17 protein-coding genes are annotated in these 25,581 nt (G+C 66.7%); 9 read left to right on the top strand and 8 right to left on the bottom strand.

Annotated features, from left to right (window positions below; all coding sequences use genetic code 11):
* Positions 1–18: 18 nt before the first annotated feature.
* From ABIS05_RS20765 to ABIS05_RS20775, 3 genes are all read right to left on the bottom strand, one after another.
* Entirely contained in the window at positions 19–2,814 is a 2,796-nt protein-coding gene (locus tag ABIS05_RS20765; protein ID WP_348011685.1) for a pitrilysin family protein, read from the bottom strand.
* A 132-nt stretch (positions 2,815–2,946) separates the two neighbouring features.
* Entirely contained in the window at positions 2,947–4,506 is a 1,560-nt protein-coding gene (locus ABIS05_RS20770) for an ATP-binding protein (protein ID WP_348011686.1), read from the bottom strand.
* Positions 4,487–5,953 carry an ATPase domain-containing protein gene (locus ABIS05_RS20775; protein ID WP_348011687.1) on the bottom strand — a complete coding sequence of 489 codons (1,467 nt, stop codon included), beginning with the start codon at positions 5,951–5,953 and terminating at the stop codon, positions 4,487–4,489. The genes ABIS05_RS20770 and ABIS05_RS20775 overlap by 20 nt, the downstream gene beginning before the upstream one ends.
* A 408-nt stretch (positions 5,954–6,361) precedes the next feature.
* On the opposite strand from ABIS05_RS20775, the gene ABIS05_RS20780 reads away from it, so the two are divergent.
* A complete protein-coding gene (locus ABIS05_RS20780; RefSeq protein ID WP_348063323.1) occupies positions 6,362–6,670 on the top strand; it encodes a hypothetical protein in 309 nt (102 codons plus the stop codon).
* A gap of 30 nt (positions 6,671–6,700) precedes the next feature.
* Here ABIS05_RS20780 and ABIS05_RS20785 read toward each other — a convergent pair whose 3' ends face one another.
* Positions 6,701–7,033, bottom strand: a complete 333-nt coding sequence (locus ABIS05_RS20785) for a hypothetical protein (protein WP_348011689.1) — start codon at positions 7,031–7,033, stop codon at positions 6,701–6,703.
* A gap of 388 nt (positions 7,034–7,421) precedes the next feature.
* Here ABIS05_RS20785 and ABIS05_RS20790 point away from each other — a divergent pair, with 388 nt between their 5' ends.
* The 3 genes from ABIS05_RS20790 to ABIS05_RS20800 are packed head-to-tail and all read left to right on the top strand — an operon-like array spanning position 7,422 to position 12,543.
* A complete protein-coding gene (locus ABIS05_RS20790; protein WP_348011690.1) occupies positions 7,422–10,886 on the top strand; it encodes a hypothetical protein in 3,465 nt (1,154 codons plus the stop codon).
* Entirely contained in the window at positions 10,883–11,338 is a 456-nt protein-coding gene (locus ABIS05_RS20795; protein ID WP_348011691.1) for a hypothetical protein, read from the top strand. Before ABIS05_RS20790 ends, ABIS05_RS20795 begins: the two co-directional genes overlap by 4 nt.
* Positions 11,335–12,543, top strand: coding sequence for a hypothetical protein (locus ABIS05_RS20800; protein WP_348011692.1), 1,209 nt, complete (start codon positions 11,335–11,337; stop codon positions 12,541–12,543). Before ABIS05_RS20795 ends, ABIS05_RS20800 begins: the two co-directional genes overlap by 4 nt.
* Before the next feature lie 456 nt (positions 12,544–12,999).
* Here the strand turns inward: ABIS05_RS20800 and ABIS05_RS20805 are convergent, their stop codons facing one another.
* The 4 genes from ABIS05_RS20805 to ABIS05_RS20820 form a co-directional block, all read right to left on the bottom strand.
* Positions 13,000–14,379, bottom strand: a complete 1,380-nt coding sequence (locus ABIS05_RS20805; RefSeq protein WP_348011693.1) for a TAXI family TRAP transporter solute-binding subunit — start codon at positions 14,377–14,379, stop codon at positions 13,000–13,002.
* Between the two features lie 180 nt (positions 14,380–14,559).
* Complete coding sequence (locus ABIS05_RS20810) at positions 14,560–17,520, bottom strand: EAL domain-containing protein (protein ID WP_348011694.1); 2,961 nt, start codon at positions 17,518–17,520, stop codon at positions 14,560–14,562.
* Positions 17,517–18,128 carry a FecR domain-containing protein gene (locus ABIS05_RS20815; RefSeq protein WP_348011695.1) on the bottom strand — a complete coding sequence of 204 codons (612 nt, stop codon included), beginning with the start codon at positions 18,126–18,128 and terminating at the stop codon, positions 17,517–17,519. Before ABIS05_RS20815 ends, ABIS05_RS20810 begins: the two co-directional genes overlap by 4 nt.
* A 107-nt stretch (positions 18,129–18,235) precedes the next feature.
* On the bottom strand, positions 18,236–21,250 hold the full coding sequence (locus tag ABIS05_RS20820) for a CHAT domain-containing protein (protein ID WP_348011696.1): 3,015 nt from the start codon (positions 21,248–21,250) through the stop codon (positions 18,236–18,238).
* A 96-nt stretch (positions 21,251–21,346) separates the two neighbouring features.
* Here ABIS05_RS20820 and ABIS05_RS20825 point away from each other — a divergent pair, with 96 nt between their 5' ends.
* From ABIS05_RS20825 to ABIS05_RS20845, 5 genes are all read left to right on the top strand, one after another.
* The gene (locus tag ABIS05_RS20825) at positions 21,347–22,264 is read left to right on the top strand and encodes a ThuA domain-containing protein (RefSeq protein ID WP_348011697.1); all 918 of its coding nucleotides are present in this window, start codon (positions 21,347–21,349) and stop codon (positions 22,262–22,264) included.
* A gap of 129 nt (positions 22,265–22,393) precedes the next feature.
* A complete protein-coding gene (locus ABIS05_RS20830; protein ID WP_348011698.1) occupies positions 22,394–23,059 on the top strand; it encodes a hypothetical protein in 666 nt (221 codons plus the stop codon).
* Between the two features lie 40 nt (positions 23,060–23,099).
* On the top strand, positions 23,100–23,789 hold the full coding sequence (locus tag ABIS05_RS20835; protein WP_348011699.1) for a hypothetical protein: 690 nt from the start codon (positions 23,100–23,102) through the stop codon (positions 23,787–23,789).
* Between the two features lie 15 nt (positions 23,790–23,804).
* Entirely contained in the window at positions 23,805–24,821 is a 1,017-nt protein-coding gene (locus ABIS05_RS20840; RefSeq protein ID WP_348011700.1) for a histidine kinase, read from the top strand.
* On the top strand, positions 24,818–25,579 hold the full coding sequence (locus ABIS05_RS20845) for a LytTR family DNA-binding domain-containing protein (RefSeq protein ID WP_348011701.1): 762 nt from the start codon (positions 24,818–24,820) through the stop codon (positions 25,577–25,579). Before ABIS05_RS20840 ends, ABIS05_RS20845 begins: the two co-directional genes overlap by 4 nt.
* The last annotated feature ends 2 nt before the right edge of the window (positions 25,580–25,581 follow it).

Genomic DNA, 25,581 nt, shown 5'->3' on the forward strand with positions numbered 1-25,581 from the left:
CCAACTCTAGACCTACTGCTACTTGAAGTCGCCTGCGGTCGAAATGATGAAGTTCTTCGCGTCAATGTGCTTGCGCCAGGCGGCGTTGGCCTGCTCGACGGTGACGGCGGCCAGTGCTTCGTCGCGCTTCTGCGCCGCCGCCCAGGTCTCGCCGCGCTCGGCCAGGCTGGTCAGGCCGCCGGCCAGTGCGCCGGGGTCGGCACGGCCCTGCTTGCGGCCCTCCAGGATGTCCTTCTTGGCGCGCGCCAATTCGGCGGCCGTCACGCCGTCGGCGGCCATGCGGGCCACCTCTTCCTGCACGACGGCGATGACGCGCTCGCGCTTGTCGGGCGCGTAGCTGGCCTGGATGGCGAAGCTGCCTGCCGTGCCCCAGTAGCTCGCGCCCAGCGACGCGCCGATGCCGTAGGTCAGGCCCTCCTTCTGGCGCACGCGCTCGGACAGCCGGCTCTCCAGCCCGCCGCCGCCGAAGATGTGCACAGCAAGCTCAAGCGCGGCGTAGTCGGGGTCTTCGCTGTTCAGCGGCAACGTCTGGTGCATGCGCACGATGGCGTTGGCCTTGTCGCGCGCGATGGCGTCAAAGCGTGCCGGCGGCACGGCCAGGTGCTGCGGCACATGGCGCACGAACTTCGGTGCGGCGGGCTTCTTCCAGTCGCCGAAGAGCTTGTCCACTTCGGCGGCGAGGCCCTCCGGCAAGGCGCCGACCGCGCTGACCTGGGCCTCGTTGGTCGACCAGTAGTCGGCGTAAAAGCGCTTCACGTCGTCCAGCGTCGTGGCCTTCAGGTTGGCGATGCGCTCGTCCACGCCCATGACGTAGTCCGGATGCCCGAGGGTGACGCCGCGCGCCTTGTTGTAGTGGCCGCGCGTGGCCTCCTGGCGCAGCACGCCGGGCTCCTGGCGCGAGGCCTCGATGCCGGCGATGCCGGCCTTGATCTCGCGGTCGAAGGCGTCCTGCGGCAGCAGCGGCTTGCGCAACGCGTCGGCGGCCACGCGCAAGGCCGGCAGCAGCGTATCGCGCTCGGCGCTGATGAAGAGGGTGGCGCCCTGGTCGTAGCTGCTGACGTTGAGGCTGGCGCGCAGCTTGATGAGGGCGTCCTGCAGCTGCTGCTTGGTGTAGCCGGCACTGCCCTCGTCCATCAGCGCGCCGACAAGGCCGGTGCCGTTGCGCGCATAGGTCGCGTCACGTTCGCCCCAGCGCAGCTGCATCTGCAGCACGACGGTGTTGCCGCGCGTCTGCTTTTGCAGCGTGTGCAAGGCGATGCCGCTCGGCAACGTGGTGCGCTTCATGCGCGACTCCAGCACCGCCGGCACGGGCTCCAGCTGCTCGCCGGCCTCCACCTTGGGCGGGCCTTGCAGCGTGGCCAGGCGCTGGTCCAGCGCGGGCGCGGCCGGGATCTCGACGCGCTCCACGGCGTCCGCCGGCAGGTAGCGGCCCAGCGTGCGGTTGGCGGGCCTGAAGTAGGCCGCGCGCACGCGCTCCACGTCGGCCAGCGTGACCTTGGGAATGTCCTCCATCAACTGGAAGAGCAGGCGCCAGTCGCCCGCCGCGACCAGGCCCGAGATCTGCTGGATCAACGCCTCGGGGTTCTTCATCCGCTGGCGATAGCTGTTGACGGCGATGTCGCGCACGCGCACCAGCTCGCTCTCCTCGAACGGCTTGGCGCTGCGGCCCTCGGCAAGGTCCAGCAGCAGCGTCTCGACCTGGCTCACGTCCGCACCCGGCGGCAGCGCCGCGAAGGCGCTCACGGTGCCCGGGTCGACCCCGCCCGAGCCGCCGATGCCGGCCGCCACGGCCAGCTTGGGCTCAACGATCTGCTTGTAGAGCTGGCCACTGGGTTGCAGGCTCATCAGCAGGCCGTAGACGATCAGGGCCGGCGTGTCCGGGTGGGTGATGGCCGGCACGTGATAGGCCGCCAGCAGGATGGGCTGGCCGCCCACGCGGCGCACGACGACGCTGCGCTCACCATCCTGCGCGGGCTCCACCGTGTAGGGAAGCTGCACGGGCGTGGCCGGCTTGGCGAGGGGGCCGAAATGCTTGGCGATCAGCGCCAGCGTGGCGGGCTTGTCGAAGGCGCCGGCGATCAGCAGCGTCGCGTTGTCGGGCCGGTAGTAGCGCTTGTAGAAGCCCTGCAGCTTCTCGATGGGCACGTTCTCGATGTCGCTCTTCGGGCCGATGGTGGCGTGGCCATACGGGTGCCACGCAAAAGCCGCCGCGTTGACGCGCTGGGACAGCACGGCAAAGGGCTGGTTTTCGCCGCGCTCGAACTCGTTGCGCACCACCGTCATCTCGGTGTCAAGGTCGGCCTTCGCGACGCGGCTGTTGGCCAGGCGGTCGGCTTCCAGGTCGAGCAGGAAGTCCAGCGTCTCGGCGTTGGCGTTGAAGCTCGCGAAGTAGTTGGTGCGGTCCGCCGTCGTCGTGCCGTTGAACTGGGCGCCATGGTCCTTCATCGCGCCGGGAATGTCCTTGTGGCGCTCGGTGCCCTTGAACAGCATGTGCTCCAGCAGATGGGCCATGCCGTACTCGCCCGGCGCCTCGTGGCGGCTGCCGACGCGGTAGGTGATGTTGACGGTGGTGGTGGTCTGCGTCGCGTCGGGGAACAGCAGGATCTGCAGGCCGTTGGGCAGGCGGTATTCCTCGATGCCGCCGAGTTCGCGCACGAAGCTGGGCTCAACGGTAACGGGCGCGGCCACCGTGCGCACCAGCGCAGGCCTGGGCTTGACCTTGGCCACAGGCTGGGCCTGTGCGCCTCCCAGCGTCAGGCCCAGCAAGGCGACACCCAGGCCTCGCGACACCCACCCATCCAACTTGATCCGCATCTGTCTCTCTCCAAGCAGCCGCATCTTCGGCTTGGCGCGGATTCTGCGTGGTTTTCCGAGGGCGGCCGTTCGTCAGTTCCAAACGCCCCGTTGGGTGCGATTGCAGCCGCCCGATGGCCCGTCGCCTTGCCGCTAGATCCGCCCGAGCAGCATCGCCAAGGCCTGCTCGCCGGCCGGTTTGGTCAGATGCTCATCAAAGCCGGCGGCACGCGAGCGGCGCTTGTCCTCCTCGGTGCCCCAGCCGGTCAGCGCCACGAGCAGCGTCGTTGCGAAGCGCGGGTCCTGGCGCAGTTGGGTCGCGAACTCGTGGCCCGTCATGCCCGGCATGCCCACGTCGCAGAAGACGGCCTGCGGCTGGAACACGGGCGCGGCGTCCAGCGCTTCGGCGCCGCTGTGCTGGACGCGCACCTCATGGCCTTCCAGCGCCAGCAGCATCGCCAGCGACTCTGCGGCGTCCTCGTTGTCGTCCACCACCAGCACACGCAGCGCCTTGTGCGACGGCGCCGCCGCCTCGGGCGCGGCAGCCACGGTCACCGGCTGCGGTGCCAGCATGGGCAGGCGGATCGTGAAGGTGCTGCCCTGCCCCGGCCCCGGGCTGGCGGCGCTGACCTGGCCGCCGTGCAGCGCAACCAGGCTGCGCACCAGCGCCAGGCCGATGCCCAGGCCGCCCTGGGCACGCTCCAGTGAACGGTTGACCTGGGCAAACATGTCGAACACCCGGGCCGTCATGTCGGGCGGCAAGCCCACGCCGCTGTCCTGCACGGTCAGCACCGCCTGCTGGCCTGCGCGCGCCAGCGTGACGGCGATGCGGCCGCCGTCGGGCGTGTACTTGGCCGCGTTGTTGACGAGGTTGCTCAGCGACTGCGCCAGGCGCGCCGCATCGCCGTCGACCCACAGCGTCTCGTCGGGCAGGTCCACGCTCAGGTGGTGCCCACCGCGTGCCACCAGGGGCGCGCAGGATTCCAGCGCCGTCTCCACCACGCGGCGCAGGTCCAGGCGCTCACGCTGCAGGATGAGCTTACCGGTGGAGATGCGTGACACCTCCAGCAGGTCGTCGATGAGGCGCAGCAGCTGGCTCATCTGCCGGTCCATCATGGCCGTGACGGTCTCGCGCCGGGGCGCGTCTGCCGGCAACTGCGCCAGCAGCTCCAGCCCGGTGCGGATGGGCGCCAGCGGGTTGCGCAGCTCGTGCGCCAGCGTGGCGAGGAACTCGTCCTTGCGCTGGTCGGCACGGCGCAGGGAGTGATCGGCCTGCACCAACGTTTCGATCTGGTCGCGGATCTGGTACTGCCAGCGCCGCCCGCGCAGCGCCGTCATCACGGCGCTGAGCATGGTGCGCATCGACGTGGGCCGGTCCAGCACCGTCAGGTTGCGCAGCCCGGCCTCACTCAGCGTCGGCGTGAGCAAGCCCTGGCGACACAGGGCCAGCAGCGGCAGGTTGGACCACGCCGGCTGGTTCTGCAGCGCGACGAGCAGACCGGCAAAGCCCGGGCCGGCCAGCGTCAGGTCAGTGAACATCAACGCACCGGCGCCGTCGTGGATCAGCTCCTGCGCGTGGCACCAGTCGCGCGCGACGGCGCCCTCCAGGCCGGCCCCCGCCAGCGCGCGCCGCGTGACATCCGCATCGCGCACCGTCGGCGCGAGGATGATCACCCGCTCGCTGTAGGTCGGCTCAGAGCTGCCCGCCGCCATCGTCGGCCCCTCTCACGGGCACAGGGGTGCTGCTGAGCTCGACGGGCACGCCCGACATGACGCCGCGCAGATGCGTCAGCGGCGGCCCGACGTGAACGCCCTGCTCATCGAACCAGAGCTGGCGGATGGTCTCTTCATGCTTGCCGCTGCGCTTCTTGACAACCGAGATGGCCTTGCGCACCGCGCCGGCATGCTCGTACATGCGGAACAGCACGATGGCGTCGGCCAGGTAGCTGGTGTCCACCACATTGCGCATGCCGGCGCCCATCAGGCCCGACTGCGTCGCGACGATGAAGGTCGCGACACCGTGGTTGTTGAGGTAGCTCAGCAACTCGTGCAACTGGACGGTTAGCGCGCGCTCTTCCGGCATCGCGTTCAGGTAGCCGTTGAGGCTGTCGATGACGACGACCCGTGCCCCGTCGTTCTCTACGGCGTTGCGCACGATGTTGGCGAACTGGCTGGGCAGCACCTCGGCCGGGTCGAGCTGACGAACGACCAGCTTGCCGTCCAGGCCATCGATGTCCATGCCCAGGCCTTCCAGACGGTCCAGCAGCAGCGTGCGGGACTCCTCAAAGGTGAAGATGGCTGCATGCGTGCCGCGCTGCGCGGCCTGCACCGCGTACTGCGACGCGATGGTGGACTTGCCCGCCCCCGCCGGGCCGATGAGCAACGTGGACGTGCCGCGGTCCACACCGCCGCCGAGCAGTTGGTCCAGCGCCGCGATGCCGCTGGACAGCGTGTCGCGGGCGTAGGCCGAGCCGTGTTCATTGGGCGTGAGCCGTGGGAACACCTGCAGGCCACCGCGGCGGATCAGCAGGTCCTGCTGGCCGCTGATGAAGTCGCTGCCGCGCAGCTTGGTGACATGCAGTTGCCGCTGGGCCGGCCCGTAGGCAGGCACCCTGCGCTCCAGCGCAATGACGCCATGCGCAATGCTGTGCACCTGCGTGTCGATGGTGTCACCCGAGCGGTCATCCAGAAACAGCGCCGTGCACTGGCGGCCGACGAAGAACTGCTTGAGCGCAAGGATCTGGCGGCGGTAGCGCAGCGAACTCTGGGCCAGCAGGCGCAGCTCGGACAGCGAATCCAGCACCATGCGGCTGGGCTTGCCGCGCTCCACCGCCGCCAGGATGCGCCGGGTCGTCTCGTTGAGCTCGACCTCCGAGGGGAGATACATCGTCAGCTCGGTGTCGCCCAGCAGGTCGTCCTCGTCGACGACGAGCTCGACGATCTCGATGCCGTCCAGCGACAAGCCGTGCGACTCCGCTCCCGCGCGCAGCTCGTCGGCCGTCTCGCTCAGCGTCACGTACAGACAGGGCTCGCCTTCCCGCACGCCCTGTATCAGGTACTGCAACGCCAGCGTCGTCTTGCCAGCACCCGGCTCGCCATCGATCAGGTAGACCCGGCCGGCAATCAGCCCGCCATGCAGCACCTCATCCAGGCCAGGCACCCCGCTTGCGGAACGGGTTCTGCTCCCAATCATTCGCACCTCTCCAGTCAAAGTGGCTGCGTGCGCGCAGCGGCAAGCAGCGGTGAATTTCAGTGTATTGACGCCAAGCCGTCCGATCGGCTGCGGCGGCCCAAACGAGGTGCTGTCCGACAAGGGCGCGGCGTACACTTCCCCCCGCCTGTCGCGCGTCTGCTCACTGCCGCGACACCTCGGTAGGCTGGACGCCACGCATCACACCCGCGTCTCCCGGTTTGTCGGCTCCCGCCGGCGCACATCGGTCGTCACCTGCCTCCAGCGGCGAGCGCCACACTCCCCTTCTCGAATCCGCTTCGAGCCGGCACCGCTGGCGCCGCACCCTCTGCCCAAGCGCGCCCGAACGCGACCTTGCGCAACCCATTGACGACCTGCATGACAGGGCCGATCTCGTCCTTCGACGAAGCTCCCCTGACATGCACCCTGGAGATCCTGATGAAGCCGGCCCGCCCCGCCCCCGAAACCCTGCGACGCGACGCGCTTCGCGACGGCTTGCTCGCCACCGTTGACCTGCTCAAGCGCCGCCGCGCTGCCGACATCGACGAGGCCACCATCGAGGAGTACGTGACCCTGAACTGGCTCGAATGGCATGGCGGCTCACTGCGGCTGACCACGACGGGCGAGAACATGTGCAAGCACCTGACCTCCGTGCTCGACCGCAACACTCCGCGCAGCGCGTACTGACCGCACGCCGGGGGCAGCCCCCGAAGCGCTCTACACAAGCTGGCTGCGATTGACGCGCCAGCTCTGCAGCAGCTGGCGCGCCAGCGCCGGCAGCGCGCCCCGGCCCACTCGCTTGGCGAAGCCGAAGCGCTCGCCGGCATAGATGCGGTCATAGGCCATGCGCGACACATGCGCAGGCCACCCCTGCCCGGCCATCAGCGCCGAGAAGCGCTCCAGCGCCCTCAACTCGGCCTGCACCGGCCGCTCGTGGCAAGGGATGAGGTCGTCGACGACCAGCCTCACGGCTCCGTTTGCGAGGCTGATGCGACGCGGTGCGAGGCTGGGCTGCGGCAGCGGCCGGCGGTGGCGGTGGCGGGAGTTCATGGCCGCCAAGATAGACCGAGCGCTGCGGCGCGCCTGCCGAAAAACACCGCTTCGGCGGCCGCTCGACACACGGTATGCGATCAGGCGGCCAAAGCCGTGGCTTAGCTCACGTCCGCGCTGCCGCAGCGCAGGCTCAGTCGACATGGTTTGAGCCAAGGGATTGGAGAAGCGTTGGCGCCCGCTTCAGGCTGGGTCCTGTCCTTCGCCGGCGGCGTCCGAGGTTCAGCAAAGTGCCCCGAGCGGCCGCCAACAGGTTCGACTCAGTTGCCCAAAACGAGCGTTCAAGGCTCGTTGGAAGCCGCAAGGGGTAGCCGAGCTGACGTCTTGCCCAACGTCAACCTGACTTCACAGTACGCTCACCATCATGTTAGGTGCTCAGGGACGGAACATGGCAAATACAAAAATCGCTGCCGCTATTCAAGCAAAGATCAGAAATCCAGCAAAACGGTATTTGGGAATCTATCATTTTCGGGAGCTGATGCCTGAAGGTGAGTATTTTTCTGCGTACCGAAAGATTTTCCCGCTTAAAGGTTCATTGCAAGACTATCACGGCCCTGCATTTCCGCGATCGGCCTCACAGTTATTCTCTTCAAGAACTCCACGCGAGGCAAGTAACGCGGTTCGCGAGATGTTGTGGGGTCTGGCGCGAGCGACCGTTTTTTCTCAAGAGATTGCCGATTTCCTTACACAGAGAGTTCTGTTTGAGAAAGCCATCCTGCGTAGTGATTATGAGAGCGCCTCGGCTGTTCTTGACGGTATCGAATCGGCATTTGGAAAATCGATCTGGTTGTACCAAAACAGGATTGCGTGCTCATATATTTCGCCGCGAGATAGCGCTCCGGCGGAAATGGCTAGAAAAACGCTTGAAGAAGTGCATCTCAACGGTAGATTGCACGTTCTGGTGTACTTTATTGCCAAGCGGGCAGAAGGGGCGAATCTTCGGGATAAGATTCGCGAGGACATTGCAGAAAGCGTCCAGTCGCCAATATACAAGTCCTATTATCAGGCGAAAGTATTTGATCTAGTTACTTCCTCTGAGCAAGCCGTCTCCAGTCGCCTTTTTGTTGATTCCCAGGCTTCGGTAATCGATCACTACGAGAGTCTCGTCCATTGCCTACAAGCGGCGACCTCAGATGACATGCTTCCGGCTGAGCTGACGAGCCCAATACTAAAAGCCGTGAATCGTTTATACCGAGAGACTTCTGACTCTCGACTTGGCGGGGTCGTCACGATGCTCGGCGGCCCTGTGAATTTCAATGCTCTATCCCTTCGACACGCTACGCGCGCTCAATCAATCGAACGATACACGGCTGGTGACTATCCTGCTTGTAAGAGCCTGACGAAAGGATTGTTGGATGAGGATCCCACTGATGGAGCGATGCGGGTCCTCTATGTCAAAGCGTGCGTCGCTTTAGATGAGGCGTTAACTGGTAGCGAGAATATAGGCGAATTAGTTAATCAGCACCTTTTCAGCGTTCTATCTGCAGGAGCAGCGTTCTTTAAAGGTGCACACAACTTATTCATATTGGCTGATCGTTTCGCGGACCATTGCTGGGCGCTTTATCTACGCGTCGTGGTCATGTATGAGATCACGCCTGAACAAGATAAGAACGTTCAGGACTGGATGCGAGACATGTTCACGAGGGATCCATACACCACGCCGTTTACCGCGCTCTGCATGGTAGCGCCTGAGCGTGAAGCCGTGATTGAGAAGCTGAAGACTGCGGGAAAATTCCCGATAACATCGGCACTGGTTGAAGACGTCATTGGTAGCAAATGCTCCAATAAACTGGATATACGGGTGGCGCGATACAGGGCTCGTTTTCTACTCGTGCAAAAGTGCTATGTGGAAGCAACTGCGCTGTATATCCGCGTAGTAGAAAGCGACACAAGGGCAGCGGTGAAGCTCCGCTGTGCGGGCGGGGCGGCGCTAGCTTTGATGCTCGATGGCAAATATCTGGAAGCCGTCGATATGGTTGTTGGCGCATACATGAATTCCCCTGATGCGCCGACCTTGCTCCCTACCACGCGCCTCGTTGAATGTTTGCCGGATATTGATTTATGGCCCAATAGCATTTGCATGGGGATCTTGTTGAGCCTCGATCAGCAGGTCAATGGCGAACCTGGAGATATGAGCATACCTCGACTGGCCTTCGAGAGGTTTTGTACAGAAAATGAAATATACACTCCGTTCCAGCTTCTTGCGCGAAGCGACCAGTTCGGAGTGGACTTCGTGGCCGCCTATTTGAAATACGTTTGGCAACCCGAGGTTATGCGCCAGACCCTAATTTATAATTCCGCAGAGGAAATAGAAGAGGCGCGTATAGAGGCGTGCAAGGTCTTGGCGCAAGTTGACCCCGAAAATGCCAAGGTGTACCACGAGGAGCTTGCCTCTCGTATTAAGCAGCAGGAAATAGCAAAAACTACTGCGTTGGTTGAGAAAAGCAAGGTGCACGTTGACATTGAAGCCATCAAGCGCTCGCTGAAGGGGCGCCTAAAAAATCCATATGCACAATACAAAGGTTCCGTCGGGGCTCACGGCAAGTCAATCGACGATTTGCTGCGCAAGTTTGAAAATGCCGTTGCGGGCATGGAAGGACAGGCTTCAGTTCCGTTCCTATTGTCCAAGGTGCATCTCGTTGATTTCGAAGAACCTCCCAGTCAAGCGGACATTCAGTTCACCGCAATATTTGAAGAGATATCTAAGGAGTTCCTGACCGGCGATCACGGTCTCAATGCCTATTTGAGCACCCGTGTTCGACACGGAAAGTTCGTCGATGCCCTTCGCAAAGCGGTCATGGATGAGCATCTGGTAACTGCGAAGAATTCATCAGGCGAGTATTCTAAAAACGTGTATTGGCAGCAGCGCGTTCCGGAAGATGCAGCTAAAGAAGCACTAGTAGCACTAGTAGCACTGGATAAGTTCTCAAGCACTTTTGATGACCTGTTGTCAAAAACAAGAGATGAGCGTATACAGATTCAATCGTTTTACGGTTTTAGGCCTGGCGACAAGCAGTCTGCCGCTCTTTTTAAGTATTTTTTCTCCACGCTGGAGAAGAAGCTCTTCCAACGATATGACGCGGACTTCAAGGATCTGGATGAGCTTATCGTTCGCTGTGTAGACGCGCTGTGGGAAAAGACTGACGATAACTTGTCAAGAGTCAGGCTGTACTTGGAACAACTGCTGCGTGTTGAGCTTATGGAAGCCTTCAATCAGCTAGACGCGGAGCTGTCCGTCGTCGCAATTCGCACCGGTCTGGGCGGGTTGCAGAATGCCACGGCCCGCGCGCGCACTGCGACTCAACAGGCCTTGGAGAACGTTATTGGTTGGTTCCGGCGCAGCGAAGTTTATGACCGCAAGGATTTTGACATCGACTTCCCGCCGCAGATAGCTGCGGCGATGGTCAATCGCACAATGTCCATCCCAAATCCTTGGATAGGCCCGCAATGCGCCATCGAGACTGCGGACGCACAGCTTCCTGGACGCTCATTGGATACGTTAGTCGACATCTTTTATGTGCTGTTTGAGAATGCTGTTAAGCATTCTCAAGACGCAGGAGTCGCTCTGCGTGTTGATATTTCGCTTTCCTATGTGAGCGGAGACTTCAGGGGTGAAGTATTGAGCGACGCTGGTTTGCCGAGCGATGAGCAACTTAGCCATTTGGAGCATTTGAGGGAGACGTTGGCCACGCCGGAGTCTCGTAGACTTGCACAAGGAGAGGGTCGAAGTGGATTTCGAAAGATCTACATTGCCCTCGATAGTCCTTTATACAAGAATCCACTACTGTCGTTTGGGTACGAGGGATCTAAATTCCGAGTTGTTTTTTCCTTCAAAACTGCGGAGCTGCAATGAACTTGCTGTTTGTGGAAGACGATGAAGACAAGGCAAACAAGATCATTATTGAGCTCGAGGGGAAACACCCAGAGGTGACTCTACTGCGCGCTCGGTCATTTACGTCTGCACTTCAGATGCTGGTTAAGCGCAAGAACGAGATAGCCGGAATTGTTTTGGATATGAGCATGCCCAATTACGATAATTCTTTGGAGGCGCCAGAGCATTTTGCTGGTCGGGATCTCCTAAAACAATGCAAACTGAGAAAAATCGAGAAGCCCACTGTCGTTGTGACAATGTTGGATAGATTTGGGAGCGGCTCAGCCCAGCTGACTTTGGAGCAATTAGATCGTCAGTTGGAAGAGGAGTTTTGTCCAGCATACTTGGGTGTTGTCTACTTTAGTTCGACTCAAGAAGCATGGAAAAGTCAGCTTAGTGGGTTCGTTACGAAGATCATGGAATCTGCCAAATGAATGTCTTGATAGTCGATGACACGCACCAGAAGGTGGAAAAGGTCTATGACGTGCTCAAATCTCTTGATCTAGCGGTGCAGATCGTTCATGAGACGAACGTCGCATCTGCGCGCAGAAGGCTGAGAAAAGAGAAGTTCGATTTGCTGCTCATCGATCTAAAACTGCCGCCAAATGCGGGGGCTGCGCCCGCAGAACGTGGAGGCCTAGATTTTTTTGATTTGCTTCTTCTAGACAATAGGTCTAGCTTTCCGGGTGACGTCGTTTTCGTCACTAGCGAAGATGGGCTATTTGCTAAGATGCAGAGCGAAGTGCTGATCCGCGGGTGCGCCATTTGCGAAATATCGGATCGCGCGGATGATTGGAAGACGCACCTTTCCGGCAAGGCCACGCTAGCGCTCAAGCGGGCGGCACGAAGCATTCCCAAGGTTGATGTGGCGGTCGTAACTGCCATGGGCTCCGAGTTGGAAGCCGTGCTCCAGCTGGAATATGGCTGGACTGACTTTCGCATTCCGGAGGACCCCACGCTTTATCGCTTTGGGAAAATTCAACTGCAAAATGGCGAGATCTTTTCAATCGTCGCCGCCAGTGCCCTGAGGAAAGGTATGGCGGCTTCTGCTGCGATCGCGACTAAGCTTGTTTTGAACTTTGAGCCGTCACTGCTAGCGATGACAGGTATCTGTGCGGGAGTTAAGGGAAAAGCAAATCTTGGCGACGTGATTGTCGGGTCGCCAACGTGGGACTGGGGGAGTGGCAAGCATGCCGAGGCCGATGAGGGATCGAACGTGTTTCGGCTCTCCCCTAAGCAAGCGGATCTCGGTGTCGGCATCGAGAATATGTGTGACGAAATCTCTCGATGTGGGACGTTTGCGGCTCGCGTGCGCGACGGTTGGCGGCGAGATTTGCCTTCGGGAAAATTCGGATGCCATGTCGGCCCGATGGCTTCCGGCGCTAGTGTGATTGCTAACGAATCCGTGGCGCTTGAAATTGTGAATCAGAATCGTGATCTCATTGCCATCGAGATGGAAGCGTTTGCCGTAATGGTGGCTACGGAATACGCGACCACCCGCCCGACGATGGGTATCGCCATAAAGAGCGTTTGTGACTATGCCGATAGTCAAAAGCATGACGGATGGCAGCCCTACGCGGCTTACACCAGCGCGTCGTTTGCTGATGAACTTTTCAAACGCTTTCTGGCTGCGCAGTAGGCCGCTGCGCTTCATTAACGTTCGACGAGCAACCTAGTTTGCGGTTGTTGATCGCCACTTTGGGGCGGCTGGTTCTGGAGGGCAAAGCGCCGGCTAGGCCAGTCACGCTGAGCGCCCTGTGTTGGTGGGAGCTCTCGTGCTCACTGGTCCGCGTACGACTCAGGCCAGTCTGAAGTTCGTTGCAAGCAGCGGCTTTGGGCACTTTGCTGTCGCACGGACGATGGCCGCGACGGTCAGCAACCGCTGCAGAGCAACCGCTCGTCATGAGATGACGGCTCCTAGCTGACATCGGATTCGGAAACCCAAGGCATCGGCCACTGTCCAACAGGATCTCTCTCACAGCCTGCGCGCAGCAGACGCGATCCCAACTGAAATGCTTGGGCGTACCCGGGATCGCCACTGGACGGCGAAATGGACAGGCAGCACGCGCCACCACGCCGCCGCCCCGCTCGTCGATCACTCGGTCGGTCCGTCCGTTGGCCGGGACGGCTGCGCCAGCAGGCGCTTGCGCACCGCATAGATGTTGTTGCGCAGCGCGTAAAGCTCTTCGGCATAGGACAGCGGCACCGCAATGCGGTGGGTGACACGGTCCAGCTCGTCCAGCTCGTCGAGCAAAGCGGCGCGCTCGCCTGTGCCGGTTTCCAGCTTGGCTTCCACCTCGCGTAGCCGCGCATACCAGCGGAACACGCGCGAGCGCACGCGGAAGGTGTAGAGCGGCGGCACGACGCGCGACAGCGGCAGCATCAGCACCAGCAGGCCGCCGAGCACCAGCCACATGCGCTCCAGCAGATTGCCGGCCCAGAAGGGCAGGTAGCGCGCCCAGGCCGGCGGCGTGCCGTTGATCGCGCGGTCGCCCTCGGCACTGACAGGCAGCTCGCTGGTGCGGGTGTTGGGGAAGTCGCGCGCGCCATTGAACCAGCCGGCCTCGCTGTGCTGGCTCAGCGCCGCCTGCGCGAACAGCTGGCGCAGCGCAGGGTGCGTCTGCTCGCGCGCCAACAGGGCGGTGGTGGTGGCGAGCAGCGGCACGTCGTGAGGTGGCAAATCGGCCGCCAGGTCCACCACACCGCGCGGCAGCCGCACGGTGGACAGGAAGGGCAAGTGGCGCGAATAGGCCTCGTCCTGCTCGAAGGCCATCAGCGCAATGGCCGGGTCGCGCAGCAGCGCGCGGATCAGGTCGTCCTGCGGCGCCGAGATCAGCACCGTGGCGTCCAGCCGGCCCTGGCGCAGGGCCGCGCCGGCAGAGTCAGGCGCCAGGTTGGACAGCTGCAGATCGGTCGGCTTCAGCTGATTCAGCGCCAGCAACTTCTCAACAATCTGCGGCACACCACTGCCGTCCTGATCCACGTTGACTCGCAGGCCGCGCAGCTGGGCCAGGCGCTGCAGTTCGCCGCCGGGTTGGCGGCGCGCGATGCCGAGATCGCGGCGATAGAAGATCCAGATCGGCTCGTAGAACAGGCTGCCCAGAGAGGTAATGCCGGCCTCGGTATCGGCCGCCGGATCGGCCATGCCGCCGCGTACGAAGCCCACATCGGCCGTGCCCGCGCGCAATTGGGCCAGATCGTCCTGTGCGCCTTCGCTGGCAATCAGCTTCACCTGGATGCGCTCGCGCGCCAGCGCCTTCGCATAGCCCTCACCGAAGCTGGCGTAGGCACTGCCGGCCGGGCCGGTGGCCAGCCGCACCTGGCGCGGCGGCTGCGGATCCAGCCACCAGTAGGCCGCCACCAGCAGGCCTCCGCCAAGCAGCAGCAGAGGGCCCATCGAGACCGTCATGTCGCGCAGCGTCTGCAACAGCAGGCGCAGGCTGCGGGTGGCATTCCATTGCTGAATCGGGGTCATGGCTTGCCGTCCTGAGCTGGCAAGGCCTGGGCCTGCATGTTGCCGAGTCGCTCGCAGGGCTGGGCGCCCGCATGAGTCGTGGCCGCAAGGGTGAGCATGATCGTGATGCCGAGGCATCGCATGGGCGGGGCCTTTGCCGATGGAGGATCGGCGCATCGTATTAGGGCCGTGCTGGCCGGGCTAGCGCCGCCACGGCGCGCGGTGGATCGCCTGGGTCGCCTCGGCCTCCGGCAGCGCCTTCGCAAACAACCACCCCTGCCCCACCTGCACGCCCAGTTGCTCCAGCAGCGCGGCCTGCTTCTCGTCCTCGACGCCTTCGGCCAGCGTCTGCTTGCCCAGCGCGAGGGCCAGGCCGACGATGGTGCGGACGATCTCCTGCGCCTCGCGGCCGGCGGCCAGGCGGATGACGAAGCTGCGGTCGACCTTGAGCGTGTCGAACGGGAAACGATGCAGGTAGGCCAGCGACGAGTAGCCGGTGCCGAAGTCGTCAATGCTGAGCTTGAAGCCCATGCGCGCCAGCTCCTGCAGCACCTCGGCGCTGCGCTGCGGGTTGGCCATGGCCATGCTCTCGGTCACCTCCAGCTTGAGGCGGTGCGTGGGCACGTCGCCCAGCGCCGCCAGCGTGGCGCGGGCGTCGGCCAGCAGCTCGACATCACGCTCCAGCTGCACGCCGGACAGGTTGACGGCCACTTCGCCCGTGAAACCGATCGCCTGCCAGCGGCGCAGTTGGGCGGCGGCTTCGAGCAGGCCCCAGCGGCCGATGGCGCAGATCTGGCCACTCGCCTCGGCCACCGGGATGAAGTCGCCCGGCATGATCAGGCCCTTGGTCGGGTGGCGCCAACGGATCAGCGCCTCGAAGCCGAGCAGGCTGCGGTCCGACAGGCGCACGAAGGGCTGGTAGTGCAGCTCGAACTGGTCGCCTGCGGCCAGCGCGGCGTCGATGGCGTCGCGCAGCCAGCGGCGGGATTGCTCGACGAGTTGCTCGGCCGGATCGAACTCATGCGTGTGGCCCGGGCCGCCGGACTTGGCGCGGGCCAGCGCGCCTTCGGCGGCGGCCATCAGCTCGTCGGCGCTGCCGGGGCCGTGGCGGCGCTGCGCCCAGGCGATGCCGGCGGTGATAGCGAGGCCGTGTTCGCCGAACGGTGGCGCCAGCAAGGCCTGCACGCTTTGCGACAGCTCGCTGGCCACGTCGCCACCGGCCAGCAGCAGCGCGAACTGATCCGGCCCCAGCCGGGCGACCAGGTGGCGCGCACCGAAGGCCGCCTTGAGGCGCGCCGCCAGTTCGGTCAGTACTGAGTCGCCCACCACGGGGCCGTGGGTCTCGTTCAGCGCGCGAAAGCCGTCCAGGCCCAGCAGCAGCAGGCCGGTCTCGGGGGCGGACATGCCGCTGAGCAGCTGCGTCAGCTGCTCGCGAAACAGCACGCGGTTGGCCAGGCCGGTGAGGCGGTCGTGCAGCGCGTCGTAGCTGATCTGGCGCTGCAGGCGCTGGCTCTCCGAGATGTCGGTCAGCGAGCCGGCCATGCGCACGGGTTTGCCGTTCTCACGAACCGCCAGGCCGCGTGCCAGCAGCCAGCGCTCCTGGCCGCCCTGGTTGAAATGCAGCACGTGGTGGAACTGCAGGCTCTTGCCCTCCAGATGCGCCTGCAGCTCGGCGTTGAAGGCGTGCCTTGCGGCCAGCTCCAGGGGCTCGGTCCAGGCGGCGATGGACTGGCCGGCCTCGGCGGCCGACAGGCCCATCAGCGACAGCCAGCGCGGCGAGTAGTAGACGTCGCCGCTGGCAAGGTCCCAGTCCCACAGGCCATCGTTGGCGCCTTGGGCGGCAAGGGCGTAGCGCTGCTCGCTGGCGGCCAGGCGCCGGGACGCGACGCCGCGCTGCCTCTGCTCGACACCGGCGCGCAGCACGCTGGCGCCCAGCGTCGCCAGGGCCAGGGCCAGCAGCGGCGGCGCGAGCGACATGACGAAGTAGCGGCTCTCGAAGCCCCATTGCACCAGCGCCAGCAGGGCCAGCGCGGCCAGCGCGACCAGCGCCAGCGCCCGGCCGAGCGACAGGCGCGCCAGCAGGCCTGCGGCGGCCAGCGGCAGCAGCAGCAGCGCCGCCAGCTCGGCCGCACCGCCCCAGGCCGGGCGCACCAGGCTGCGACCGGTCAGCAGGTTGTCGGTGACGGTGGCCAGGCGCTCCATGCCGGGCAGGCCGGCGTCGAAAGGCGTGGGGAAGTGGTCGCCTGCCGCCAGCGCCGCCACGCCGATGACGGCCACCCGGCCACGCAGCCGGGCCATGTCCGCCTTGCCGGCCAGAAGCTCGGCAAAGCCAATGGACTCGAACGTGCCGCTCGGGCCGTAGTAGTTGACGCCCAGCCGCGACAGGCCGTCCAGCGGTGCGTGCAAGGCAGCACCGATCTGCACCTCGCGGCCAAAGCTCGCACGCACCTCGCGCCAGTTCACGCCGCGTGCAAAGGCGGCCAAGCGCAGCGCGAGCGAGGGGTAGACCTCGCCGTTCAGGCGCAGCAGCGGCAGGTCGTGGCGCAAGCTGCCGTCGCTCTCGCGGTGCACGCTGACATGGCCCAGCCCTGCGGCGGCGGCGACCAGTGCGGCCTCGGGCGCGAGCAGGCGGCGGGGCTTGTAGAAGTCGGCTTCGCTGCGGGCGAGCGCGGCCTCGTTGTCATAGCCCAGCAGCGCCTGGGCGAGGATGGGCGCGGGCGCGGTGGACGCGTCCTGCGCACCGTCGTCGGGTAAAGCGAACGGGATCAGCGTGCGGCCGCCGGCCTTCATCGCGCCGGCCAGCGCCGCGTCGCCCTCGGGCGTGCCGCCGCCGGGCAGCAGCAGGATGTCCAGCGCGATGGCACGGGCGCCGCCGTCCTGCAGCGCCTGCACGGCGCGGGCGATCTCGCTGCGGTCGGGCACGCGGCCGCCCAGGGTCTCCAGCGCGGCGTCGTCCACCCGCACGAGCAGCAACGGCAGCTCGGTGCCCGGGGCCAGGTGGCCGCGCCAGTAGGTCTGCGCATCAAGCGCCCAGTGATCCAGCCGCTGGAAGGCGGCCACGTCGGCCCGCAGCGCCCACACGGCAGCGCCGAGCAGCGCGGCGGCCAGCGCGATCAGCACATAAATCAGCGCATAGGCCAGGCCGGAAGTTGCGCGCCTCAATCCAGGGACCCCAGCCGCTGCTCGACGCGTTGCACCTTGTCCGCCGTCCAGGTCATGACGTCGCTGCAGTCCTTGGCGTCGCAGCGCGTGCCGCTGTTCGTCTTGGCCAGGCGCACCGGGTAGCGTGGCTTGACGCTGCGGGTCTGCGGGCCGATGGGTTCGACATCGACCTCGCCGGTCTTCACGAGCACGGCGGTGGCGCGGTCGTCACCCACCTCAACCGTGAACTCGGTGCCGCGCACGGCCGTCACGGCGGTGGGGGTGCGCACCTTCCAGCTGCCGCCGACCGACGGGTTCACGCGCTGGCCGATCAGCCCCAGCTCCAGCAGCAACTCGGCCTCGCGCGGCTTGGTGCTGCCAGCGCTGAAGGACTCGATGCGCAGCTGGCTCTTGTCGGCCAGCACGAGCACCGAGCCGTCGATGAACTTCAGCCGCACGCGGCCGGCCGTGCCGGTGCGCAGCGTGGTGCCGACGTCGAGCTTGTCGCCCACGGCCAGCGCCTTGCCGTCGATGCGCTGGGCGTCGCCGCTGACGGCCACGACCTCGCAGGCTTGCTGGGCAAAGGCGGCTGAACTCAGCAGGGACAGACACAACACGACAGACTTCATTTCATTGCTCCAATGCGTAGTGCCCCACCCAGCGGCCGCCATGGAACCGGCTTTGCCGGGCCATCGGCGGCGCCCCTGGAGGGGCCGGCGTAAGCCGGTAGGGGTGGTCAACGGGACGGATCGCCGAAGAGGGCGTATCCGGCCCAGTAGAACGGATGCGCCCAGCGCCCGCCACCGAGAGTTCCCTCGATCATCCCCACTTGCGCCAAGCGCAACGCCTCGGCGCGCGGGGCCTTGGCCGAGAACGTGGCCGCTGTGAGCGCGGCGGCCGAGGCGGTCTCGACCGACCAGTGCGTGGCCAGCACCGAGCGGCTGCCGGCGAAGAAGAAGCCGCGCACCAGGCCCGACATGGCCGCCCCGCCCTGCTCGCCCGCCGCCGTGTTGCAGGCGGACAGCAGCACGGCTTGGGCGTTCAGGCGCAGCGTCAGCACGTCGTCCAGCTCCAGCAGCGGCGAGGCGGTGGCGTCGGACGTGGGCGCCAAGGCCAGCGCAGGCTTGGACACGCCCGGCAGCTCGCCCGGCATCAGCCCGTGCGTGGCGAAGGCGATGAGGCGGCGGTCGTCCAGCTTGGCCGCGAGCACGGCCTCGCGCGTGGCGGCGGCGCCGAGCAGCAGGTCGGTTTGCGGGTTGGCGCCAACGGCCTTGGCCAGCACCGTCAGCTCGGCGCGGGTCTCGGGCAGCGGCGGGATGTCGCCATAACTGAAGCCCCAGGCGGCGTCGTACTTGGTGGCACCGCTGCCCAGAGCCGCACGGCCAGCCTTGGCGCTGGACTTGAACTGCGGGTCGCCCACGCCGAACAGCGCCTTGGCCGCCGGTGCGGGTGACGCCGCGCGGCGCAGCGCGTATAGGGCGCCGGCCGACGGCAACTGTGTGACGGCCATCTGCCGCGCCACGAAGGCATCGGGCTGGGCGGAAGTCAGCGCGGCGGCAAAGGGCATGGCGGCCAGCGCACCGTCGGCGGCGACGAGCAGGCTTCTCACACCGCCACTCGGTGGCATCAGCGGCGCGATGAGTTCCTTCCAGACCTCGTGCAGCACGGCCACGGGCAAGGTCGGCGGGCGGCCGGTGCTGAGGTCCAGCGCCGTGCGGGTCTGCGCGACCCGCTCCGCCCAGCCGGCCGCGCCGATGCCGGACGCGGAGAAGCGCGTGGCCTCGCCCGGCACGATGAGCCAGGTCAGCGTGGCGCCCTCCAGTGGCTGCACGACGAGCAGCGCCTCGCCGGGCGACATCAGCTTGGCGAGCGCGGCCGGCGCCGGCAGCGTGGGCGTGACGAGATCGGCATAGGCGGGGTAGGCCTTGGCAACGCGCTCACGCTGGGCGGTCAAGGCCTCGCGCGCGGCCTGAGCCACCTCGCGCTGCAGGCGCACCTGCTCACGCACGGCGGCCAGTTCGTCGGCATTGGCCTTCTGCTGCTTCTTGCGCTCGGCGTCGGGCAAGGCCTTGAGCTGGGCCTTGGTCTCGTCGCTGCTGTTGCGGCGGCGGATGCGGTCTTCCTCGCCCAGCGACGCGTTCAGGGTGCTGTGCCTGGCCGCCGCAGCCGCACGCAGCGCCTGCTCTTCCTCGATCAGGCCGCGCAGCGCGGGCGTGGCGGCCAGCACGCGGGCGCTGGCGTCCACCAGCGCGCGGTGGGTGGCGCCGGTCTGCATGCGGTCGGCCACCTGCATGGCGCGGTCGGCCCAGGCGGGGTCGACCTTCTCGCCACGCAGTGAACGCGCGGCGATCTCGCGCAGGAACTCGTCAAACGCCAGGCCGAGCACGAAGCCGCGCGCGCCCGACAGGTCCAGGTCCAGCCAGCCGCCGGGCGTGTCGAGCAAGGCAGCAAACAAAGGCTGGTAGTCGCCCCAGGCGCCGGCCATGTCACCTTTGAGCACGCGCACCAGCGCCCGCACGCCAGCGGCCTCCTGCGTCTGCGGATGCGCGTCGCCGTAAAGCCGCAGGCGTGAGCGGTGGATGCGCTCGACGATCTCCAGCGCCTCGTCGGAACGGCCGTTCTTGGCGGCCAGCAGCGCGCGTAGCCGCCAGTCGCTGGCACGGTCCCGAGCCAGGCTGTCGGCGGGCAGGCTGGCCAGGAACTCGCGGTAGAAGGCATCGGCCTCGGCCCAGCGGCGCAGGCCGATCAGCGAGCGGACCTGCTCCTGCCGCGCCAGCCAGCGCGCGTGGCTGGCCGCGCCGGCACCGGCGCGCTGCAGCATGTCGTCGGAGCGCTGGGCGTTCTCCAACGCGGCGGCGTACTGGCGCGACGCGACCTGGGCCTGCGCCAGGCGGTAGCTCCAGCGGGCGCCTAACGCGTCGGTGAGCTGGCCGGAGCGCCACAGCGCCAGGTTGCTCTGACCGATCTGCACGGCCTCGGGCGCGCGGCCCTGGCGCACCAGGGCGTAGGTCAGCATGCCCTGGGAGCCGTCGTACCAGCCGTAGGCGTCCTGCACGGCGGTGTCGCGGGCGCTTTTGTTCATGTCCTTGGCTGAGCGGCGCGCGTCCTCCACGCCCTTGTGCGACAGGCGCACGGCCTCGCGCAGCGTGGCGCTGGCCTCGGCCAACCGGCCGCTCCAGCGCTCCATCTCCGAGCGCACCTGCAGCCGGTCCACCTGCAGGCGCAGCGCGCCGGCGGGGTCGCTGTCGCCCAGGGTCTCCAGCGCCTGCTTGGTGAGGGCCTGGGCGCGTGACCAGGCGCGGTCGAGCATGGCGCGGTCCTTGGCCTGGGACAGCGCATAGACCTGGCGCAGCGCCGCAGCCGCGCGCAGCGGCGGGCTCAGCGACGTGTCGCTGGCGTAGGCATCGGCAACCGCAAGGCCCTTGCCCGAGCTGCCCCAGACGAACTCGGCGCTGAGGTACTGGCGCACCCAGAGATCGCCGCCCGGCTGGCCGCGGCTGAGCTGGGCCAGTTCGGCCAGCAGCACCACCCAGCGCCCGCGCTGCTCCAGAGTCTGCGCCGCACGGGCCTGGCGCTGCAGCAGCGCGTAGCGGGTAGCGGGGTCGGCCGGTAGCGCTTCAGCGAGCACGGCCCGGGCCTCGTCCGCGGCCATCAGCACAGGCGGCTCGCCGCTGTCGTCTTCGTCCACCTGCGCGCAGGCGCTGCCCACCGCGAGGGCCAGCATCCAGGCCCAGATCTTGTGTTGTCGCATCGCTGCCTCCGGGCCACAAAGTAGCACGGGCTCGACAGCAGGCGGCCAAGCCCGACGCCGCGACCGGCCGGCGACGCCGCCTACACTGCCGCCCGCATGGGACCGGCCGCCAAAACCTTCATCGCACTCGTACTGACCCTGACGGCCGCCTTGTCGCCGCTGCGGGCCGACGCGGCCGAGGTCGCGAGCCGTATCCGCCTGCTCATCATCGAGGGCGTCAGCAACCACGACTGGCCGCGCCGCCTGGCGATGGTGCAGGACATCCTGGCGCGCGACGGCTCGTTCGACGTGGATGTCTCCATCACGCCTGCCGACGCGCGCGACGCCGACGCGTGGGCCCGCTGGCGGCCCGACTTCGCTCGCTACGACGTCGTGTTATCCGGCTACAACGACCTCGGCGGCAAGCCCGCTTGGCCTGCCGAGGTGCAGCGCGCCTTCGAGGCCTTCGTGCGCGGCGGCGGCGGCTTCTACGCCTACCACGAGGCCAACAACGCCTTCGCCAGCTGGCCGCAGTACAACGAGATGATCGGCCTGGGCTGGCGCGACAAGCACTTCGGGCCGGCCCTGCTGGTGCGCGACGACGAGACGCTGCAGACCGTGCTCGCCGGCGAGGGCGACGACACCGGGCATGGCGACCGCACCGATGCGCTGGTGCATCAACGCGGCCAGCACCCCATCCACGCGGGCCTGCCGCGCGCCTGGCGCGCCGCCGACATCGAGGTCTACCGCTACGCCCGCGGCCCGGCCCGCAATGTCGACGTCATCGCCTATGCGCACGACGGCGTGGACGAGCGGCGCTTCCCCGTCGAATGGACGGTGCAGTACGGCAAGGGGCGGGTCTTCGTGTCCACCTACGGGCATGTCTGGTTCGGCGAGGGCGTGCCGCCGAGCATGCGCTGCGCGGGCTTCCAGACCCTCATGCCACGCGCGCTGAAATGGCTGGCCGGGCGCGAACCCGGGGCCGCCGTTCCATCCGACTTCCCCGGGCCGGACGCCGTCTCGCTGCGGCCTTGACGACGGCGGGCGCTCGTCGTTGGGCTGCCGGCCTCATCGCCGCTGCGGCTGGCCGGTCGCATCGTGCGGGCAGAGTTGGCGCGGGCCGCCCACACTGCGGCCGTCACTGACCTTTGAAGGGAAGACCGCATGGACTACCGAGCCCTCTTGAGCCTCCCGCTGGCGGCCCTGGCGCTCACCGCCGGCGGGGCCGAGACGATGCGCCAGCCTGCGGGCTGGATGGCGGGCGCCAGCCACCCCTGGCCGGGCCCCACGCATGAGGCGGGCGTCGCCCCCGAGACGGAGAACGGCGGCCAGCGCGCCCTCACCATCAAGGCGTTCGACAAGCGCAAGGCCTTTGAGATCGGCAGCATCAGCCAACCGCTCTGGGGCTATGCCAATCGGCGCATACGCTTTTCCGCGCAGGTGAAGGCGAGCGGCGTGGATGGCTGGGCCGGGCTCGCGGTCGCCCCGGAGGGCACGCTGCTCTTTCTGGCGCCGAATTCCCCGGAGGCCGGTGCCGACGCCACCGCGCCGCGCGGCGCTGCCGGCTGCCCCGACTGGTGCGACGTCAGCGTCGTGGCTGACATCCCCGCAGCAAGCGACGGCATGGCCACTGTCGGCCTGGCCCTGATCGGCAACGGCCAGGTCTGGGCGCGCGGCTTCAAGCTCGAGACGGTTGGGCGCGAGGTGCCGGTCACCTCGCACCGCTTTGGCGCCGAGGCCGCTGCGCTCATCAAGGCCGACAGGGTGTGGTACGAGAGGCAGAGTCGCAACCGGAATCCCACGCCACCGCAAAACCTGTCGCTGCAGTAAGAGCCGCCCACCCACCGGAACCCTGCCAAGGCCACCACACATGGACTACCGCACCCTCCTCCTCGCGCCGCTGGCCGCCATCGTGCTCAGCGTCGGCGCCACCATACCGATGCGCATGCCCGACGGCTGGCTTGCAAACAACACGTTCATCTTCTCCGAGCTCTCGTCGACGGCCTCGCAAGGCTACGAAATCGGCATCGATCCCGCCAGCGACGCAGCCGGCATGCCCACCCTCACGATCCGCTTGCTGAAGCCGACACGGCCGCTGGTTGTCGACATGGGTGCCGCGCGCCAATCCGTGGATGGCTACGCGGGCAAGCGGTTGCGCGTCAGCGGCCAGTTGCGGGCCGAATCCGTGAAGGGCTGGGCCGGCCTCTATCTCGGACAGGGCGACGGCACCCTGCTAAACCGGATCGCCATCGCCCCTCCAAATGCCGAGGCGTTGCTGCCTGCCGGTGCGGCAGTGGCGGCCGATGGCGGCTGGCATGACACCAGCGTCGTGTTCGACGTGCCGGCCGACGCCGCCAGCGTCGACTTCGGCGTGGCCCTGGTGGGCGAGGGCCAGGTCTGGGCCCGCAACCTGCAGTTCCAGGTGGTGGGCTCCGAAGTGGCGACGACGGCGACCACCCTCCGCGTTGACCTGCAGTCGGTCCGGCGCGCCCAAGCCGAGAACACGGCGCGGCTGGCGAAGCTGCCACCCGGGCCCCTGGTCAACGCGGCGCTGGACTGAGCGTTGGGCCCGCCCATGCCACGCCCGCCACTGCGCCGCGCCCTCCTCCCCACCTTGCTGTTCTGGGCAGCCTGGGGCCTCTTGCACTGGGCCTGGCCGCAAGCACGCTGGCTGGCCCCAGCTGCCCAGCTCTGGCTGGCCTACAGCGCCGCCTGGTTCACGCTCGGCTGGCGCTGGTGGCCGCTGGCCGTGCCGCTGGCTGCGGCGCTGGGCTCGGCGGCAGGGACGCTGCTGCTGCCCGCGATCGACCTGGCGCAATGGCAGAGCCCGCTGTCGCAGTGGCGCCCCTGGCTGCCAGGCTTCGCCTTCGCGCTGCTGATGCATCTACCGCTGCGCTGGTGGCGCTGGCGCGACGAGCAGGCCCTGGCGCTGCGGCTGATGCGTGCCGAGCAGACGGCGGCCATGGCCGAGCTGTCGCGTCAGGTCAGCCTGACCGAACTGAAGGCGCTGCAGGCCCAGGTCGAGCCGCACTTCCTGTTCAACGCGCTGGCCAGCCTGCAGCAGTTGATCCGCAGTGAGCCGGCCACGGCCGAGCGCTTTCTCGGCGAGCTGCATGACTATCTGCGCCTGGCCCTGCCCTCGCTGCGCGAGCCCACGAGCACGCTGGCGCGCGAGTTCGAGTTGGCGCGCGCCTACCTCACGGTCATGGCCACGCGGCTGGGTGCGCGGCTGCACTTCGGGCTGCAGGCCGAGCCCGGCTGCGAGGGCCACCCGCTGCCGCCGCTGATGCTGCTGACGCTGGTGGAGAACGCGGTGCGCCATGGCATCGAGCCCAAGCCGCAAGGCGGTCGCATCGAGCTGGATGCGCGGCGCGAGGGCGAACGCTTCGTGCTCGAGGTGCGCGATGACGGCGTCGGCCTGCAAGCGGCCGCAGCGTCACCCACGCAGGACCAGGGCCTCGGCCTGGCCAACCTGCGCGACCGACTGGCCGGCCTGTACGGCGGGTCGGCCCGGCTGATCATCCAGCAGCCCCCCACCGGCGGCCTGAGCGCCCGCATCGAACTGCCCTGGGACGCGACCCGGAACCCATGAAAACCCCCACCGCCCTACTGATCGAAGACGAACCCCTGCCGCGCCAGCGCCTGCGCGAAGGGCTGGCCGAGCTGTGGCCGCAGCTTCAGTTGCTGGCCGAAGCCGAGGACGGCGAGCGCGGCCTGGCACTGGCGCTGGAGCTGCGGCCCGACATCGTCTTCGTCGACATCCGCCTGCCCGGGCTGGACGGCCTGCAGCTGGCGCGGCGCATCAAGGGCCTGTGCCACATCGTCTTCGTCACCGCCTACGACGCCCATGCGCTGACCGCCTTCGACCAGGGCGCGGTGGACTACCTGCTCAAGCCGCTGGCCACCGAACGCCTGCGCGAGACGGTGCAGCGCCTGCAGCAGCGCCTGCAGTTGCCGCCGGCCGAACTGGCGCGCTGGCTGCAGCAGTGGGCGCCGCCCGAGCTGCCGCCCGCGCCTGTTGCCGCCGCCCCGCTGCGCTGGCTGCAGGCCTCGCAGGGCGACCGCCTGCACCTGGTGATGGTGGCCGACGTGAGCCACTTCCGCAGCGACAACAAGTACACCTGCGCCGTCACGCCGGAGGGCGAATTCCTGCTGCGCCTGTCCTTGCGCGAGTTGCTCGCCCAACTCGACCCGGACCAGTTCTGGCAGATCCATCGCGCCGTCGTCATCAACCTGGCCCAGGTGGCACGCGTGGAGCGGAGCCTCACCGGCATGGAGGTATTGCTCAAGGACAACCGCACGCGACTACCGGTGAGCCAGAGCTTTCAGCCGCGCTTCAAGCCGATGTGAAG

Origin of the sequence: Roseateles sp., assembly GCF_039929605.1 — a bacterium.
GTDB lineage: Bacteria > Pseudomonadota > Gammaproteobacteria > Burkholderiales > Burkholderiaceae_C > Pelomonas.